General features: G+C 56.9%; 13 protein-coding genes. 8 read left to right on the top strand and 5 right to left on the bottom strand.

Annotated features, from left to right (window positions below; genetic code table 11):
• Positions 1-29 precede the first annotated feature (29 nt).
• Both RBB47_RS02185 and RBB47_RS02180 read right to left on the bottom strand, forming a co-directional pair.
• A complete protein-coding gene (locus RBB47_RS02185) occupies positions 30-1,202 on the bottom strand; it encodes an adenylate/guanylate cyclase domain-containing protein (protein WP_305984081.1) in 1,173 nt (390 codons plus the stop codon).
• An 800-nt stretch (positions 1,203-2,002) separates the two neighbouring features.
• Positions 2,003-2,236 carry a hypothetical protein gene (locus tag RBB47_RS02180; protein WP_305984080.1) on the bottom strand — a complete coding sequence of 78 codons (234 nt, stop codon included), beginning with the start codon at positions 2,234-2,236 and terminating at the stop codon, positions 2,003-2,005.
• A gap of 1,333 nt (positions 2,237-3,569) precedes the next feature.
• On the opposite strand from RBB47_RS02180, the gene RBB47_RS02175 reads away from it, so the two are divergent.
• From RBB47_RS02175 to RBB47_RS02165, 3 genes are all read left to right on the top strand, one after another.
• Complete coding sequence (locus tag RBB47_RS02175) at positions 3,570-3,998, top strand: hypothetical protein (RefSeq protein ID WP_305984079.1); 429 nt, start codon at positions 3,570-3,572, stop codon at positions 3,996-3,998.
• Positions 3,999-4,131: 133 nt separating this feature from the next.
• Positions 4,132-6,357, top strand: coding sequence for an NADP-dependent isocitrate dehydrogenase (locus RBB47_RS02170; RefSeq protein WP_371932726.1), 2,226 nt, complete (start codon positions 4,132-4,134; stop codon positions 6,355-6,357).
• Between the two features lie 77 nt (positions 6,358-6,434).
• A complete protein-coding gene (locus RBB47_RS02165) occupies positions 6,435-7,130 on the top strand; it encodes a hypothetical protein (RefSeq protein ID WP_305984077.1) in 696 nt (231 codons plus the stop codon).
• Positions 7,131-7,813: 683 nt separating this feature from the next.
• Here the strand turns inward: RBB47_RS02165 and RBB47_RS02160 are convergent.
• Together RBB47_RS02160 and RBB47_RS02155 are read right to left on the bottom strand one after the other, a co-directional pair.
• Positions 7,814-8,998, bottom strand: coding sequence for an OmpA family protein (locus tag RBB47_RS02160; RefSeq protein ID WP_305984076.1), 1,185 nt, complete (start codon positions 8,996-8,998; stop codon positions 7,814-7,816).
• Positions 8,999-9,316: 318 nt separating this feature from the next.
• Positions 9,317-10,282, bottom strand: coding sequence for an AraC family transcriptional regulator (locus RBB47_RS02155; protein WP_305984075.1), 966 nt, complete (start codon positions 10,280-10,282; stop codon positions 9,317-9,319).
• Positions 10,283-10,462: 180 nt separating this feature from the next.
• Here RBB47_RS02155 and RBB47_RS02150 point away from each other — a divergent pair, with 180 nt between their 5' ends.
• From RBB47_RS02150 to prfH, 4 genes are all read left to right on the top strand, one after another.
• Entirely contained in the window at positions 10,463-10,834 is a 372-nt protein-coding gene (locus tag RBB47_RS02150; RefSeq protein ID WP_305984074.1) for a hypothetical protein, read from the top strand.
• Between the two features lie 221 nt (positions 10,835-11,055).
• A complete protein-coding gene (locus tag RBB47_RS02145) occupies positions 11,056-11,541 on the top strand; it encodes a YHS domain-containing (seleno)protein (protein WP_305984073.1) in 486 nt (161 codons plus the stop codon).
• Between the two features lie 369 nt (positions 11,542-11,910).
• A complete protein-coding gene (locus tag RBB47_RS02140) occupies positions 11,911-13,107 on the top strand; it encodes an RNA ligase RtcB family protein (protein ID WP_305984071.1) in 1,197 nt (398 codons plus the stop codon).
• Entirely contained in the window at positions 13,104-13,763 is a 660-nt protein-coding gene (gene prfH, locus RBB47_RS02135) for a peptide chain release factor H (RefSeq protein ID WP_305984070.1), read from the top strand. The genes RBB47_RS02140 and prfH overlap by 4 nt, the downstream gene beginning before the upstream one ends.
• 150 nt (positions 13,764-13,913) lie before the next feature.
• Here prfH and RBB47_RS02130 read toward each other — a convergent pair whose 3' ends face one another.
• Positions 13,914-14,960 carry an adenylate/guanylate cyclase domain-containing protein gene (locus tag RBB47_RS02130; RefSeq protein WP_305984069.1) on the bottom strand — a complete coding sequence of 349 codons (1,047 nt, stop codon included), beginning with the start codon at positions 14,958-14,960 and terminating at the stop codon, positions 13,914-13,916.
• Between the two features lie 506 nt (positions 14,961-15,466).
• Between RBB47_RS02130 and RBB47_RS02125 the strand changes: the two genes are divergently transcribed.
• A complete protein-coding gene (locus RBB47_RS02125) occupies positions 15,467-16,168 on the top strand; it encodes an HAD family hydrolase (RefSeq protein ID WP_305984068.1) in 702 nt (233 codons plus the stop codon).
• Positions 16,169-16,221 lie beyond the last annotated feature (53 nt).

The following is a 16,221-nucleotide window of genomic DNA, read 5'->3' as shown; positions in this document are numbered from 1 at the left end:
CTTGGTTCCTGCTTGCCGGGCCGGACTGCCTAGGACTTTGGCATCGTCCGAACCGGGACGATTACCTGGCTCCCCTCGAACCCCTTCAGCTCGAAGGACGGCGCGCCATCCTTCGGCACCCCGGCAAGCTCGGCCACCTGCTCGGAAATCACAGTCTGGCCATCAACAAGAACCGCAGACGCAAGCAGCCGCGCTGCCAGGTTGACCGTGGGCCCAATCGCGGTGAAATCCAGCCGGTCGGATGCGCCGATATTGCCGTATTGCAGCGGTCCGATATGCACAGCGGCCCGAAAGGGTGGAACCTTTTCTGAAAAGACCGGTTCGCTGCCTCCACCGGACGCGGCGCTGAGGGCTTCGAGAGCCTGAACACAGGCGGTGCGCTCGTCGATTTCGCCTGCTATCGGAAAGATGGCGAGCAACCCGTCACCCATAAATTTCAGGATCTCACCGCCCCGCTCGACGATCGGCGGGACGAGACAGTCATAGAACAGGTTCAGACGTGCCAGCACCTCCGCCGCCGTCGCGTCATTGGAGAACCTGGTGAAGGCGATGAGATCGGCAAAGACGACACAGGCTGATATCTCCTCGATATCGCCCCGGTGCACGCGGCCGGACAGGATGCGGTTGCCGCTGTCGCGCCCGACATAGGCGGACAGCAGATTGGCGGCGTTGAGCCGCAGCATGTAGGTCTCGGTCAGCCGGGCGAGCGGCAGCCGGATCTTTTCAAGCGCCGCGATCATGCCGTCCTCAAAACCGCCATCCGCTTTTGTTGCCCAGCTCACCAGATGTGTTTCCCCAGTGGTGAAGAAAAGCGGCTGGACCAGGTAGTCGCTCACCCCCTCCTCGCGGAATTGCTGCAGGATGAGAAAGTCGTCCGGGCAATCCGGATCGCAGAGCTTTCGACGCAAGCTCTTGCCGGTGCGTAAAACCGTGGGCAGCGGGTTGTCCTGGTACTCCGCGCCGTCAAACGCCGTCATGTCGGCATCGGACTGGTCAACCCCTTCTCCTTTCAGCCAGCGGAACCGGCGCCCGCGAAGATTGGGATGGAGCGTATAGATAAAGAGTGCGAACCGCTCGACGGGAACACCAGCTGCAACCAGACCTTCGCAGATCCCGCTCACGATCTCCCGCGCATCCGCACTCGGGCGCGCGCCATCGAGCATCCACCAGAACAGGTCATCGAGTTTTTGCGTGTCGGGCATTCCAGAAACCGCCGAGACTGTTTCCTGATCATGACATCCGGGGTAAGACTTTCAAAGCTCCCCTCTCCTTGATGCCGGCTCAAGCAAAGGCTGAGTGTCATCCCGGCCTTGATCCGGGCCCCGCTTTCCGACCGGAGACAACCCCTACTCAACGCCAACGCGGCACAACTCTCAACACTGTCACCCCGGGCAAGCAACGCGCAGATCCGGGGCCCGCTTTCCGACCGGAGACAACCCCTGCTCAACGCCAACGCGGCACAACTCTCAACACTGTCACCCCGGACAAGCAACGCGCAGATCCGGGGCCCACTCACCTGTCCGCTTGCCGAAGCGTTTGTGTGGTCAGAAGCGTCACCTGTTTCAACCGGATACTCTCTGCGAACGAGTAGGCCCCGGATCTCCGTTTCACTGCGTCCGGGGTGACAATGGGCTGTGGGACACATTTCGCAAACAGGTACCCATCCGTCCTGGACTTGATCCGGGATCTCGCGCGCCTGGTAGAGAACCCGGCTCAACGCTGACGCGGCGTCGCAGCAAAGACTTGTCATCCCTGCGAAGGCAGGGATCCAGTACACGCGGAATGTGCGTCTTTGCCACTGAAGCTGCGGCATACTGGATCCCGACACGCGCTGCGAAGGCTGGGATGACAATGAGAATTTGAAGCCGTTTCGAAAAACCAAAAACCATCACGGACCGGGTGTTGGCGGGCTTATCGGAAGGAGTGGCGGCATTTTGGTGTCTTGGAGAATAGAGGCCTGGTCAGCGCTGTGCTGGGTCGCACAAGGAGCTAACCCGTCCGATCAGTCCTCCAGACGCAGAAGTCTGGCGAGAATGTAAAGCAGGACAATCATGGGAAAAAAGAAAAAGGGAAGCAGGTTCGCCGTCAGGCAAACCGCTGGCGTTTCAAGATAATCCGGTAGAAAGAAAAAGACCTTGTTGCACGCATTGGTGCGGATACCCGGACGATCCAGCGCAGTAATCGGAGCAAAAATCGCCTTCGGATTGACGACGATCATGACCGCCAGCAGACCCATGTGAAGCGCCAGCAAGATAAAGAAACCCTTGACCGCCCTTCCAATCGAGAGCGGTTTTTTCCTTTTTCGCGGACGAGTTTCGTCTCGGTTACCACGGGAACCAAATAGATCGTAACGCCGCGCCATTGCGTCCTCCGTCACATTCGCTTCGGCAACAATAGCCAAACAAAGTGAATCACCGGTCAACCGGGATCTCATGAAGTTGCATGACCGCAGAGCAGTCTGTCGAACGGACTTGGCAGCTTGTCTCCTTGATAACGGTTTAAGCAAACATCCAGCGCTTTTCCGGACTTGTTCCGGGACCCGATTTCCAACCTGAGATAATCCTTGCTCAAGGCCAACGCGGCGCAAAGCGCAACATTGTCACCCCGGACAAGCAGCGCGCAGATCCGGGGCCCACTCACCTGTCAGCTTGCCGAAGCGTTTGTGCCGGTAGAAGCGTCACCTTTTTCCGCCAGAAACGCTCGGCAAAAGAGTAGGCCCCGGATCTCCGCTGCGCTGCGTCCGGGGTGACAATGGGTTGTGGGGCACAACGCCAAAGATACGCTTAGCGCTTTCCCGGACATGATCCGAGACCTGATTTCCAACCTGAGATGACCCTTGCTCAAGGTCAACGCGGCACAAGACGCAACAATGTCACCCCGGACAAGCAGCTCGCAGATCCGGGGCCCACTCACCTGTCAGCTTGCCAAAGCGTTTGTGTCGGCAGAAGCGTCACCTTTTCCGCCAGAAACTCTCTGCGAACGAGTAGGCCCCGGATCTCCGTTTCACTGCGTCCGGGGTGACAATGAGAATTGGAAACCGTTCCGCAATCGGCATCCATCCAGCCTGGACTTGATCCGGGACCCAATTTCCAACCGGAGATAACCCTTGCGCAAGGCCAACGCGGTGTCGCAACAAAGATTTGTCATCCCTGCGAAGGCAGGGATCCAGTACACCCGGAGTATGCGTCATTGCCACCGAAGCTGCGACGTACTGGATCCCGGCTCGCACTGCGCTTGGCCGGGATGACAATGAGAATTGGAAGCTGTTTCAAAAAAACAAACACTGTCACGGACCGGGCGTTGGCGGACTTGGCGGAAGGAGCGGCTTTGTCCTGATCGCCCGAAAGGTAACCCGCCCTTAAAACTTGAGATTTAAAGAGCGATAAGGTTTCAACCTCGGAAAAGTCGTGTTCTCCATGCAATTCGACCCCAATGCGACCGTGAAAATCAGACGCTCCGTGGTGCCGCTCTTTTGCTGGTTTGTCGTTTCGGCCTTGCTGGCAACTTTTGGGGCATTCGTCAGCTATGAGGTTGTGACGTCGGGAGGCATTTCCGTAAAGCACGGCCTCATGGGCATGTTTTTTCTACTCGGCTTTGGCGCTTTCGCGCTCCTCAACCTGAAACGACTTTGGAATGCCGTGGATCCAGTTGTTCTAATCGGACCTGATGGCTTTCACGACAAGCGTTTATTCAGTCAGCCAATCCCCTGGAATGTGGTTCAGAACATCTATGTCAGAAAGCACGGTTTCAGCCGATTTCTTTTTATTGAGGTGACCGAGTACAAATACATTGTTCCCAAATACATCGATTGGCTCAAACGCTGGCAACGGTACCACGGTGAAGGCGAATACTTTTATTCGATCGGCGGCCTAGCCTTTGAAACAAGACTGCTTGAACCGCTTCTGCGCGCCTATGCCATCACCTGGAACAATCGAAGTTTGAAAAAACACCCGTCCGCTCTGAGCGTTGTTGATAGACATTTCCCACCCGTTTGTTAGAACCTTCCCGAACAAACCGCCTTTGTCTTTAGAAGGGCTGGCTTTTGATTGCGTACAATTGTATACGCTGGTCGAAATCCGATCCGGGGACGCCGAAAAGTCCTCGCCGACCCCACTTCGAACACTGGGAAATGTGAGCACCATGGCCGATATCATCTACACCAAGGTCGACGAAGCGCCCGAGCTGGCAAGCGCCTCGTTCCTGCCCATCATCCGCACCTTCACCAAGGCCGCGGGACTTACCATCGGAACACGCGACATTTCCCTTGCCGGCCGCATCCTGGCGAATTTCCCTGAGTATCTGACTGACACCCAGAAGCAGTCGGACGACCTGGCCGAACTCGGTCAGATGGTCAAGCAGCCGGACGCCAACGTGATCAAGCTGCCGAACATTTCCGCGTCCCAGCCACAGCTCAATGCTGCGATCAAGGAGCTTCAGGCACAGGGCTACAAGCTTCCCGACTACCCTTCCGATCCGTCGAGCGAAGAAGAAAGAACCGTCAAGGCGAAATACGACGCCATCAAGGGCTCAGCAGTGAACCCGGTTCTGCGTGAAGGCAACTCCGACCGCCGCGCCCCGAAGGCGGTCAAGGAATACGCCAAGAAGAACCCGCACCGCATGGGCGCATGGTCCAATTCGTCCAAAACCCACGTGGCAACGATGGGCGCCAACGACTTCCGCTCCAACGAAAAGTCGGTCACCCTTCCGGCTGTTTCCACCGGCACGGCAAAGATCGAATTCGACGCCAAGGGTGGTGACCTCACTGTTCTGAAAGCCGACTGGCCGCTTGAAGAAGGCGACGTTATCGACGCCACCTACATGAGCGTCAAAGCGCTGAAAGCGTTTCTGGAAAAGGAAATTCAGGACGCCAAGGATCAGGGCATTCTGTTTTCGCTGCATCTGAAAGCAACGATGATGAAGGTGTCCGACCCGATCCTCTTCGGCCACTGCGTGAAAGCCTTCCTGAAAGACGTTTTCGACAAGCATGCGGCCACCTTTGCCGAAATCGGCGTCAATCCGGATCTCGGATTCGGCGACCTGGAAGCCAAGGTCGCGACGCTGCCGGCGGACAAGCGCGCGGAAGTGGAAGCCGACATCAAAGCGGCTCTGGACACCGGTCCGGATCTTTACATGGTGAACTCCGACAAGGGCATCACCAACCTGCACGTTTCGTCCGATGTCATCATCGATGCCTCCATGCCGGCGCTGATCCGCGCAGGCGGCAAAGGCTGGGGCCCAGACGGCAAGGAACACGACGCCAAGTGCGTTATTCCCGACAGTTCCTACGCCGGCGTATATTCCGCAGTCATCGACTTCTGCCGGGAAAACGGCGCGCTTGATCCGGCCAAGATGGGCACCGTACCGAATGTCGGTCTGATGGCACAAAAAGCAGAGGAATACGGCTCCCACCCGCAGACGTTCAAGGCGCCCGCCGACGGCACGATCCGTATTGTCGATGAAGCCGGTAACACCCTGATCTCACATGAGGTCGAGGAAGGCGACATCTGGCGCGCCTGCCGGACCAAGGACGCACCGATCCGTGACTGGGTCAAGCTGGGCGTCACCCGTTCGCGCCTTTCCGGCATGCCGGGTGTCTTCTGGCTGAACGAAAATCGCGCCCACGACGCGGAACTGATCAAGAAGATCAACGCGTACCTGCCCGACCATGACACGTCCGGTCTCGACCTGAAGATCATGGCACCCGCCGAAGCGGCCAAATACACCACAGAACGCATTGCCCGCGGTGAAGACACGATTGCCATTACCGGCAATGTGTTGCGTGACTATCTGACCGATCTCTATCCGATCCTGGAAGTCGGCACGTCCGCAAAGATGCTCTCCATCGTTCCGCTGATGAATGGCGGCGGCCTGTTTGAAACCGGCGCCGGCGGTTCAGCACCGAAGCACGTTCAGCAGCTTCAGGAAGAAAACTACCTTCGCTGGGACTCCCTAGGCGAATTCTGTGCCCTCGGTGCATCGCTGGAACATCTCGCCAACGCCAAGAACAATGCCAAAGCTCAGGTGCTGGCCGATGCGCTCGACACGGCGATCGAAGGCCTGCTCGACAACGACAAGTCCCCGGCCCGCCGCGTCGGCGGCCTCGACAACCGCGGCAGCCATTTCTACATCGCACTTTACTGGGCGAAGGCTCTGGCCACCCAGGACAAGGACGCGGAGCTGAAGGCCCACTTTGCCCCGATCGCCGAAGCGCTTTCCGCCAACGAAGACAAAATCGTCGGCGAACTCAACGGCGTCCAGGGCTCTCCGGCTGATACCGGCGGCTACTACCACGCACCGCAAGACAAGGTCGACGCGGTGATGCGCCCAAGCGCGACGCTGAACGGCATTATCGGTTGATTTCAGAATACAACCTGTGCTTGAAAGGCGGCCTCGGCCGCCTTTTTTGCGTCTTGAGCGAACTGGGAACACAGCAAATGACAATTGAGCAGCATACGTTTTCAAAAACCGTAACCAACGGCGCTCAAGAAGAGTTCGTCGTCCAGACCCGAACAGATGAGCCAAGACATCCGCATTGGTGGGCGGATACCTGCTACATGTTTCACGCGTTGAGCAATGGCGACCGGTCTAACCTTCGAGGTTGTATCAACCTCCTTGCTGACGACAAGCTGCCCGTCTTCATGACCGGACTTGAGTCCGTCACAAACGAACTTTACGCGCGCCTTTCCTTTCTAGGATACACGCAGGAAAGCACCGAAGATGTGCCAGAAGAAATTCGGGAGTTCCTGAAGTCCCATACTCTTACGGACTACGGTATTAAGAACCTGCCTGATTTCTGCGGCGCGCAGACCGCTCAAATGGAGCACTTAAACGGTGACGCTGGCCCAATCCGCGCATTTACAGAGAAATTCTTTCCGCTGTGGGACCATCACGACACGTTCTCCATCGAAACGCTCATGACGCTCCGGTATTTTTTCTCAGATCCCAAACACGCGTTGGAAACCAAGTTCACAGAAGGCTCAGCCCGGCTTTACGAACTTTATTCGGAACTGGGGGTGGTTGAATTCGTTGAAGAAGAAACGCTGGTAACGCCGACGATACTCGGTGCGGTCAACGTTCCTTTTCTTCTCGACATCCTGATCCATGGAAAAGGCGGAACCCGGTCTCATTAGAGCGCATCCTTATCGCGAACAAGGCAAGAGCTGAACGCATTACTGGGCAAGCGACTGAAAACGATTGACAGCTCTAAGGCGCAGAGCTTTCCGCTCCCTGTTTTTTTGAAGATGAAGTTCACGCAACCTGCACACTGCTGGCGGTTACCGCTTGTGTCATCCCGGACTTGATCCGGGATCCAATACACCGTGCCTCACAACGGGCTAGTGAATGTCGGACGAAAGAGGCCGCACTGGGCACTTAGAACACGCGGCCCATCCTTCGAGACGGATCTAGCGTTCCTCCTCAGGATGCGGTCGAACGATTGGCGACTGTTTGCTCCGAATTTCGGCATTTGGCTGAGTCTGCAAACGAACGGCGCCACACCTTCACACCTCATCCTGAGGAGCCGCGCAAGCGGCGTCTCGAAGGATGGGCTGCTAACTTCAGAAATCGCTGCCTCTGATCACTAACCGGCCTTCTAATCGAAGCCCATCAACAGAAGGTCTTTGCCTTTTCCAACGTCACCCTTGCCCCTTACGCCGCATCTGGCCGGAGACTGCTTAAACCGGCGCTTGAAATCCTGGTCTCTTGCCAATCACTGTACGGATTGCTCATTCCAAAGATCCTGAAACTGATCGCGTTGGTCACCAACTCGTCTCTGATCTTCATTGCGGGTGAAAAACCTTTATGGGCTCCACACCTAGTTCAGAACCTTCATTTCGACCCGCCGGTTCAGGCTTCTACCGTTCTCGGTACTGTTGTCGGCAACCGGAAATGCCTCGCCCTGCCCCGTGTGTGAAAGTCGGCCCAGATCGATACCGTTTGCACTTAGCCAAAGAACAACGGCGGCGGCACGCTTGGCGGAAAGCGTCTGATTGTAGTCGTCACTTCCCTTGGCATCCGTATGGCCTTCAAACACAACTGTTTTTCCGGGATTTGCCGCAAGCCACGCTTTCACGTCCGCAAGGGTTTTGGCCGAGGCTGGCTTGATGGCATCGGAATCGAAATCAAAATAAATGCCGTAAAGCTTCGCGACACCATAAGTGTCCAGAGCCGCAGCTACTTGTGTTTTTTTCTTTTCAACCAGTGAAACGGCGCAGGCCGGTTTCGACAACTGGTCAGCCGACAGGACGCCAGCCCAGGTGCCCTGCAGCTGCGCATTTTCATACCAAAGTCCGCTGAAACTGGTTCCGTCGTCAGTAATGGCAAGTGCGGCGCTTCCGGTTTGGTCTCCGGTTTCTCTCCACTCGATGTTCATCAGACCGTCGACCTGCTTTCCGCTGAACGTTCCTGAATCGTGATCGTAACACCCGTCAAGTTCGCCATCCTGGTGCTTGAGAAAGAAGCGGCCCCAATTCGTGTCGTAAACACCTGTAAAATTCTGACTGGGAGCACGCTCTTCCAGCGGCACTCCAATTGCGGAAAACTCCATCAATTCCGTATATTCCTGATGACCGCCATTGCCCGCAATGACCAGTTTCACCCAACGAGCCGCGACCGGCTCAGGCAAAGCGACCTCGGAAACGCTCCCAGCTGCAATTTCTCCGGAAACAATTTTCTTGTACGGGCCTTTTTCACTGTCAGCCGACACATAGATTTCGATCGATTTGGCGGAAATCCCAGGATGGGTCGGCTCGTCGGTGCGCGTGTTGTCGAAAGAAAACGACTTCAGTGAAAAGTCCCTTTCCAACTCGAAAAGAAATTCGTTTGGCGCACTCTTGAACTGCTCACTCGACCATCCGACAGCCGGATTTCCGTCAATGAGTGCAAGAGCAATCCATTCGGAACTGCCTCGTCCACCGTACTCCGATGTATAGGATTTCAAGACGGCACCGTTTGAAAGCGCCAGGGCATTCATTTCTTGCGCGGTAGCAGTGACGTTCATCGCGCCCAGGCAAAACAAACCGGCCATAACAGTGCGAGCGACGTTAAAATTCCCAATTCTCAAAGGCATATATTTCATTCCTGCAAATTTTTGGACTGAACGAGCCATCGCTCAGCAGAACCGGCCGGATTGGCCGCGGCAAAACAAAGCCAACATAGTTTTCAATCGAGCGGCCTTTTTGCGTCAACAGCCGCGTGTCCGTTCCTGACAAGGACAATTCCAAAATAGGCAACCGGGAAAGACGGTCTGTGGCGGAAGTCACACTATGAAAAATTATCGGCAATTTACTCAATTCACAAAATGGATAGCGCCTTCAAATCAAAGTTCATTTGTCGCGTCACCAGTATGAGATAGAGCCCTGCGCCGCATCTGACCGGGTGTCTGGTTGAACTGCCGCTTGAAAGCACGGTTGAAGGCGGCTTCGGAGGCGTAGCCGATGGTCTCAGCGATATCGATCAGCGGGAGGTCGGTTTCGCGGATGTCGCGGCGGGCCTTCTCCATGCGCCAATGCGTAACGTAGGCGAGCGGCGTCATGCCGACGAGATCTGTGAAGCGTTCCGCGAACACCGTGCGTGACATCCCAGCTTCCCGGGCCAGAGTCTCCACGGTCCAGGGCAGTTCCGGCGCCTGGTGGATCTGGGACATCGAGCGCCCCAGCTTCGGATTGAGAACGGCGGCGAGGCACCCTGCCCTGTCGCCTTTCTGATCAACGAATGTGCGCACCACCTGAATGAAGATGATTTCGGTCAGCCGGTGCACGATGGCATCTGAGCCGGGCAAGGTTGCGCGCACTTCACTGGCGACGAAACGCATCACCGTTTCCAGCCAGAATGCGTTGAGCGTTTCCGTGTTGGGAACGTGAATGACCTCGGGCAACGCATCGAGGATCGGATGGACGGACCCGTCCTCGAATTCGAAATGCCCGCAAAACAGCTTGCAACTCTGTTCTTCTTCCGGTCCGCCGAAATAAAGCGCGCCTTCGCCTTTGTAGCCTGTCTGCTGCAGCACCTGATCGACAGCTGTCGCCTCCCGGCCAAGTTCATCGCAAAGAACGTGAGCAGCTCCATGCGGAATGACCACCAGGTCGCCAGTGGCAAGATAAATGGGTGCGGCGTGCCCTTCGACCTTCAGCCAGCAGGCGCCGCGCATTGCCATGTGGAACCGCGCAACATTCCCGAATGCCGGAACTGCGACCGCCCAGGGCGGTGAGAAGTTGGTGTGAAAGTAGATCGAACCCCGCAACTTCAGCGCGTCGAGGATCTGGCTCAGGGCATCGTTTTTCATGCTCTTCCCTCATCGGGCTTGTTTCGCCCTTGTTTTGCGGAATTTGGACGAGCGTCGCAAGGCTCTCGGACGATTGATCAATTTTCGAGGACTTTCGTGCATGGATCAATCCGACGTCGCGGATCACCTTAAGCCACGAGAGGCAGCTGCCTCCAACCAACCTTGATTGAGGAGCACGACATGAACATCCGCTTTGTTACAAAAACCATCCACGCTTATCTCGACTATCCGGTCGCCATCGGCCTGATCGCCTTGCCGATGCTGCTCGGTCTCGGCCAATCAAATCCTCTGGCTTTCTGGCTGTCGGTGGTAACCGGCATTGCCGCATTGATCCTGACTGTCCTGACCGACCACGAAACCGGGCTGTTCCGGGTCCTGCCCTACTCGTTTCATCTGATCGTCGACTTTGCGGTCGGCGTCGTCTTCCTGGCAGCCCCGTTCCTGCTGGGCTTCAACGGCATCGATTTCGCCTACTACATCGTCAACGCTCTTGCGGTTCTAACTGTCGTCGCCCTGCACAAGCCGGAGGAGACCGAACCGCTGGCGGCGTGACGGCTAGGGGTGCCTCCGGTCTCCAGCCAGCCTTCCCGAGATCCAGACCTGAAAAGCACCGGCTTTATGCCGGTGTTTTTCGTTTCCGCCCGGAGCCGGACGATCTGCAAATTCTGGCGATCTATCGCGCATGGATCAATCGTCACGACGAACGCAAAGTGCAGACGGCTGGTGAACAGACCAGCCAAATATCTTGCAGATCCAGATCAGGAGAATTCAATATGCCCTTCTCAAAGACACTCATCGCCGCAACGTTGCTGAGCATCGCGAGCCTGTCGGGCCCGACCTTTGCAGCCGACGAATACAACACCTCCAACGGGTTGACCGCCGCAGGTGCCCCGCTTGGCATGCATGGCGTTGATCCGGTCGCCTTTGTCAATCTCGGCAATCGGATCGATGGCGCGGCGCGGCACACCGCCGTTCACGATGGCGTTGCCTATTATTTCTCTTCCAAGGAAACCATGGAGACATTTGAAGCAAATCCGGCGGCGTACTTGCCCCAGAACGGCGGCTTCTGCACCTTCGGAGTATCGGTCGGCAAGAAATTCGATGGTGATCCGCAGTATGCCGCCATCGTCGACGACAAGCTCTATCTCTTCCTGAACGAGCAAATCTTTCGCGAGTTCCAGAAAGATGAGGCCGGTACCATCGCAAAGGCCGAAGAGAACTGGAAGACCATCCGTTCGTCAGCCGCGAAGGATCTTTGACGATAGCCCTGCGACCTCTGTCGCTGGGTGGGGGAAAGCATCAGGCACACCTTCGGGTGTGCCTGACTTCGTTTTCTGGCTCGCCAGTCCGACCGTCACGCCGCTCGTTGCGCGGCAGCAACACTGATCGCTTCATATCGAGGCAAAGCAACTTGCTGCTTGCAGAGTGCGGCCACAGAACTTATTTAGCCGGGACCGCGCAGAGCGGCACGATGAATTTGAAAACGGGACACCGGACATGACGACCATGTTACGCGCGCCCAGACGGGCGGCAAACCTTCGCTAAACCGAGATTGCGGTGCGTCGGAGGCAGATTGGGAGAAGATATCTTGCTCCTGAGCCAATACTCGTTTTCAAAAGGTTCCCAACATGGGCACTTTCCAAAAGGAGGGTGACGCGCATCTGACAAGCGCGGCTCCTATCCATCGCTTTTATTCAGCAACGTCCTGGATCGAAGGGTCTGCCGAAGATCAGCTCGACCAGGCCGCCGAAATGCCGGGAATGTCCCGCATTGCAGCTTTCCCTGATCTTCATCCAGGCAAATACGGCCCGGTGGGGAGCGCGATGCTGGCCGACCGCATCTATCCGCAACTGATCGGCAACGACATTGGCTGCGGTATGAGCCTTTTTGCGCTCGACTTGCCGGCCCGCAAACTCCGGCTGGACAAGGCCGCTCAAAAGATCCGCACTCTTGAAGGGGCCTGGATGGGCAATTCCGCCGGACGATTGACGTCGGCAGGCCTGCCATCCGATCTGCACCCGCAAGCGCTTGGCACCATTGGAGGTGGCAACCATTTTTGCGAAGTGCAGGCAGTCGAAAGCGTGGGCGACGAGACTTTGCTGGAAAACGCAGGCCTTTCAAAAGGCAGCCTGCTACTTTTGGTTCATTCCGGCTCTCGCTCTCTGGGCATGTCCGTTTTCGGAACGGTCCAGGAGCAGTTTACCGGGTTGGACGCGGAGAGCATGGCCGGCAGAGCGTACCTCGAAGCGCACGAGAGGGCCGTTCAATGGGCCAGTCTCAATCGCATGATCATTGCCGAACGCGCTGCAAACGCTCTGCGGTGCGAGCTCAGCCTGGTCGCCGACGTTCCTCACAATCTCATTGAGGACCACGGTGGCGCGCTCCTGCACCGCAAGGGAGCGGCAAAAGCAGACCTGCCTTTGGTTCCGCTCGCCGGGTCCCGGGACGCCTTGAGCTTCCTGCTTGCTCCGGCGGGCGACAAGCCGGAGGCGCTCGCCTCAATCGCGCACGGCTCCGGCCGCAAGTATGACCGACGATCCATGACAGGGCGTGCCGGTGCGACACGCTCCGACCGGCAGACCCTGGCCCGCACTTCTTTCGGCGGACAGGTCGTCTGCGAAGATCGTCAGCTTCTTATCGAAGAGGCACCAGCGGCCTACAAGGATCCAAAGCAGGTCGTTGGAGACCTCACGGCAAACAGCCTCGCCCAAACAGTCGCTGCGCTGAAACCCCTGCTCACGTTCAAGAAGGCGATCCCGCAGGAACGCGCATCAGAGCGCGAGGACAAGCGCCGCCGTTTGAAAGAACGGAGGGCGAAGCGATGAGTTCGTTCGATCCACATCATCTTCTGGTGACCAGTGGAAACGGTCCTCAGGAATGCCGCCGAGCCGTCGCACTCGTCCTGCAAAAAATGCAAAAGGAAGCGCAAACCGCGGAACTGGTCTGCCACATTGAGGTGCCAATCGGCACCGGCAGCGAAGACCCGGCGTCGGCGCTGGTCAGCTTTTCCGGCGCCGCTGCAGACAAATTCGCCAAACGCTGGACCGGGACGGTGCAATGGATCTGCAAGAGCCCGTTCCGGCCGCATCACAAGCGGCAAAACTGGTTTGTCGGCGTCTTTGAGGTGAATGCGAAGGACATTCCAGAGCTCGACCTTTCGGCAGGCGCCGTCAGGATCGAGACCTTCCGCTCCGGCGGTCCGGGCGGGCAGCACCAGAACACAACAGACAGCGGCGTCAGGATCACCCACCTTGCGAGCGGCCTTTCTGCCGTTTCCACCGACGAAAGGTCCCAGCACCGGAACCGGCAGGTTGCGATAGCGCGGCTGAAAGCGCGTTTCCTTTTGAAACGAGAGGAAGAGCTTGCACGGGACAGGTCGGACCAGAACCAGCTGCACAGGCAGCTGGAACGCGGAAATGCGGTCCGGGTTTTCAAGGGCGCGCGATTTGCAGAACAAACTGAGGGAAAGAGCCGAAATTGACCCGGTTGTCAGATCAGCGAACGTCAGCCCGGCTGTTGGGCGGCAATATTGAACGGCCTGGGTCTTATCGGCGGCTTTAATGTGAGATTTGACTAGCTGCGTCCAACGGCAGCCGCAAAGGACGCTTGGCAATCCTAAAACTATGGCATGTCACGCCCTTTCCACGAGCGAATAAATCTCTGTCATCCCACCGAAATCGGGGACCGGATACCGGCCAACGGATGTGAGCCCTTCGCTCTGTGTCTGGAAGAATGTCGGAGAAGCCAGCACGGACAGGCCCAATGGTTTGGTCAGGGCCTCAATACGTGTCACTTGATTTGCCGAATGTCCGGTCACGGTCATATCGAGGCGGTTCGCTGTCCCGACATTTCCAAGAATAACCTCACCGACGTGCAACCCGATCCCGAAATAGAGCTCCGTTGCGGAATCGGTTTCCCGCTCCTGGATTTCACCCGCACGTCTCAACGCATCCTCGGCAGCCGCCAGCGCTGAGGCACATACCGCCGCCTCGTTGCCACCTTGGAATGGAAAGATCGCCATGACACCGTCGCCGATGAGTTTCAACACTTCGCCACCATGTGCAGAGACTGCACCGGCAGTGCACTCAAAATAATGGTTCAGCAACTCCAGATATTTGCCCGAAGGCAATGTGGCAGACAATCGTGTTGACCCCCTTAGGTCACTGTACCAGAGCGCACACGAGATACTCTCGCCATCACCGTGTTCAACCATTCCCGACAGAATGTTCTGCGCAGGCAGGTTGCCGACATAAGCCTCCAGCAGTTTTTCAGAAAGTATGCGCTCCGTTGTCGCTTTCAGAAACAGAGCAAACGGCTGCCAGATTGCCCTGATGCTTTCAATTTGCGCCTCGGAAAACCCTTGCGTCTGTTTGGTCGCAAATGACGCGTAGACGCCCTCCGCATCGGGAGCAAAATTCAGCCACTCAAAGTTTCTGCCGTAGGTTTGTTTCAGAAGGAAGTACTCTGTGTAACCCTTAGCGTGGAGGTCGGTCAGAACGGAAAAGCGCGCTCTCGATTCTGGGTCACCCAAATGGTAGCGCTCAAAGTCCGACGTCCCTCGAGCCAACGAACCGACAGGCGTTTTAACATTTTCAGAAAGCGTGAGCGCGTACTTGGAGACGAACGCGGTCTTGACCGTACCTGAATCCGCGTCCCAGGTGGTATCGACGGCGCCCATGATCTGATGTCGCTGAAACGTGGAACAATTGATTCTATGAATAGAGATCCCGTCGTCCTGCAATTTCTCGACCAGCCCAACAAGAGTTTCGGCGATAGGCCGCTCGAGCAAAGCACATTCCGTGAGCCAGCTGGAAATTTCAATAAGTGGGCGGCTATTTGAAGTCACTGAACCACTCCCTGAAGTCAACTTCTGCTTCAAAAAAAGTGTTTTTGCTTGGGTTTAGCTGACTATTGCTCTTGACGTATGTCGGATCATACTCAACCGACAGCGGTTTGCCCGCAATACTACCCGAAAGAATTTTATTGACCCGCAGTCGGACAGGCCTTCAGACAGAGGTTTCGGACAAGCAATCCAGTACAAAATGGCTGTAATTTCAGGCGCAAGAGAAACAACTTTTCACGCAGTCGTTTTTCTTCCGCCGAATGACCTTTGACACCCGGTACACCGCTGACGATAAGCTGCCGTCAGATCAGAAAACCGCTCAAGGCAGATGGCACACGGCAATGAGTAGAGACATAAAGGCGATCCTCTTTGACAAGGACGGCACATTGCTCGATTTCGATGCGACCTGGGCGCCAGCCTATGAAAAAGCGGCTATGTGGGTCGCCCGAGGCGATGCGAAAACAGCAGAACGTTTTCTGGAGCATGGCGGTATGGACCTGGAAACGCGCAGGGCCACGTCAGGATCGCTACTGGCGGCCGGAAACTCGGAAGAGATCGCGAGTGCCTGGATTGCCGAGGGGGCGAATTTTACCCCGCGCGACCTTGCGGCAGAACTCGACCGCATCTTTATCGACAGCATGCATGATGCCGTGCCCCTGCCCGGCGTTCCGCAGGCGATTGAAGTCCTTCTTGAGCGCGGTTTCAGGCTTGGGGTTGCCTCCAGTGACAGCGAAGCTGCCATCCGGGCCTTCCTGGAGGGGTCTGGACTGGCTCCGAAATTCGAGTTCGTGACCGGATACGACACCGGCCACGGACCCAAGCCGGAACCCGGCATGGTGCATGGATTTGCCGCAGCAATCGGGCTGCCGCCGTCGGTCATCGCTGTTATCGGCGACAACACCCACGATATCGAAATGGCCCGGGCTGCCGGCGCCGGGCTGACAATAGGCGTCCTCACGGGAACAAGCCGAAGGCAGGACCTGGAACACCTTGCGGATGTGATTTTGGAAAGTGCCGCGGATCTGGCCGGGTATTTCCGGTAAGAACGCGCTCCGCAAAAAGAGTGGCAGACCGGGCGTTCGCCCAGCCTGCCACT

Origin of the sequence: Roseibium sp. MMSF_3544, assembly GCF_030732845.1 — a bacterium.
GTDB lineage: Bacteria > Pseudomonadota > Alphaproteobacteria > Rhizobiales > Stappiaceae > Roseibium.
The sequence above is the reverse complement of the archived record's forward strand: the minus strand, read 5'-3'. Positions and strand labels throughout refer to the sequence as shown.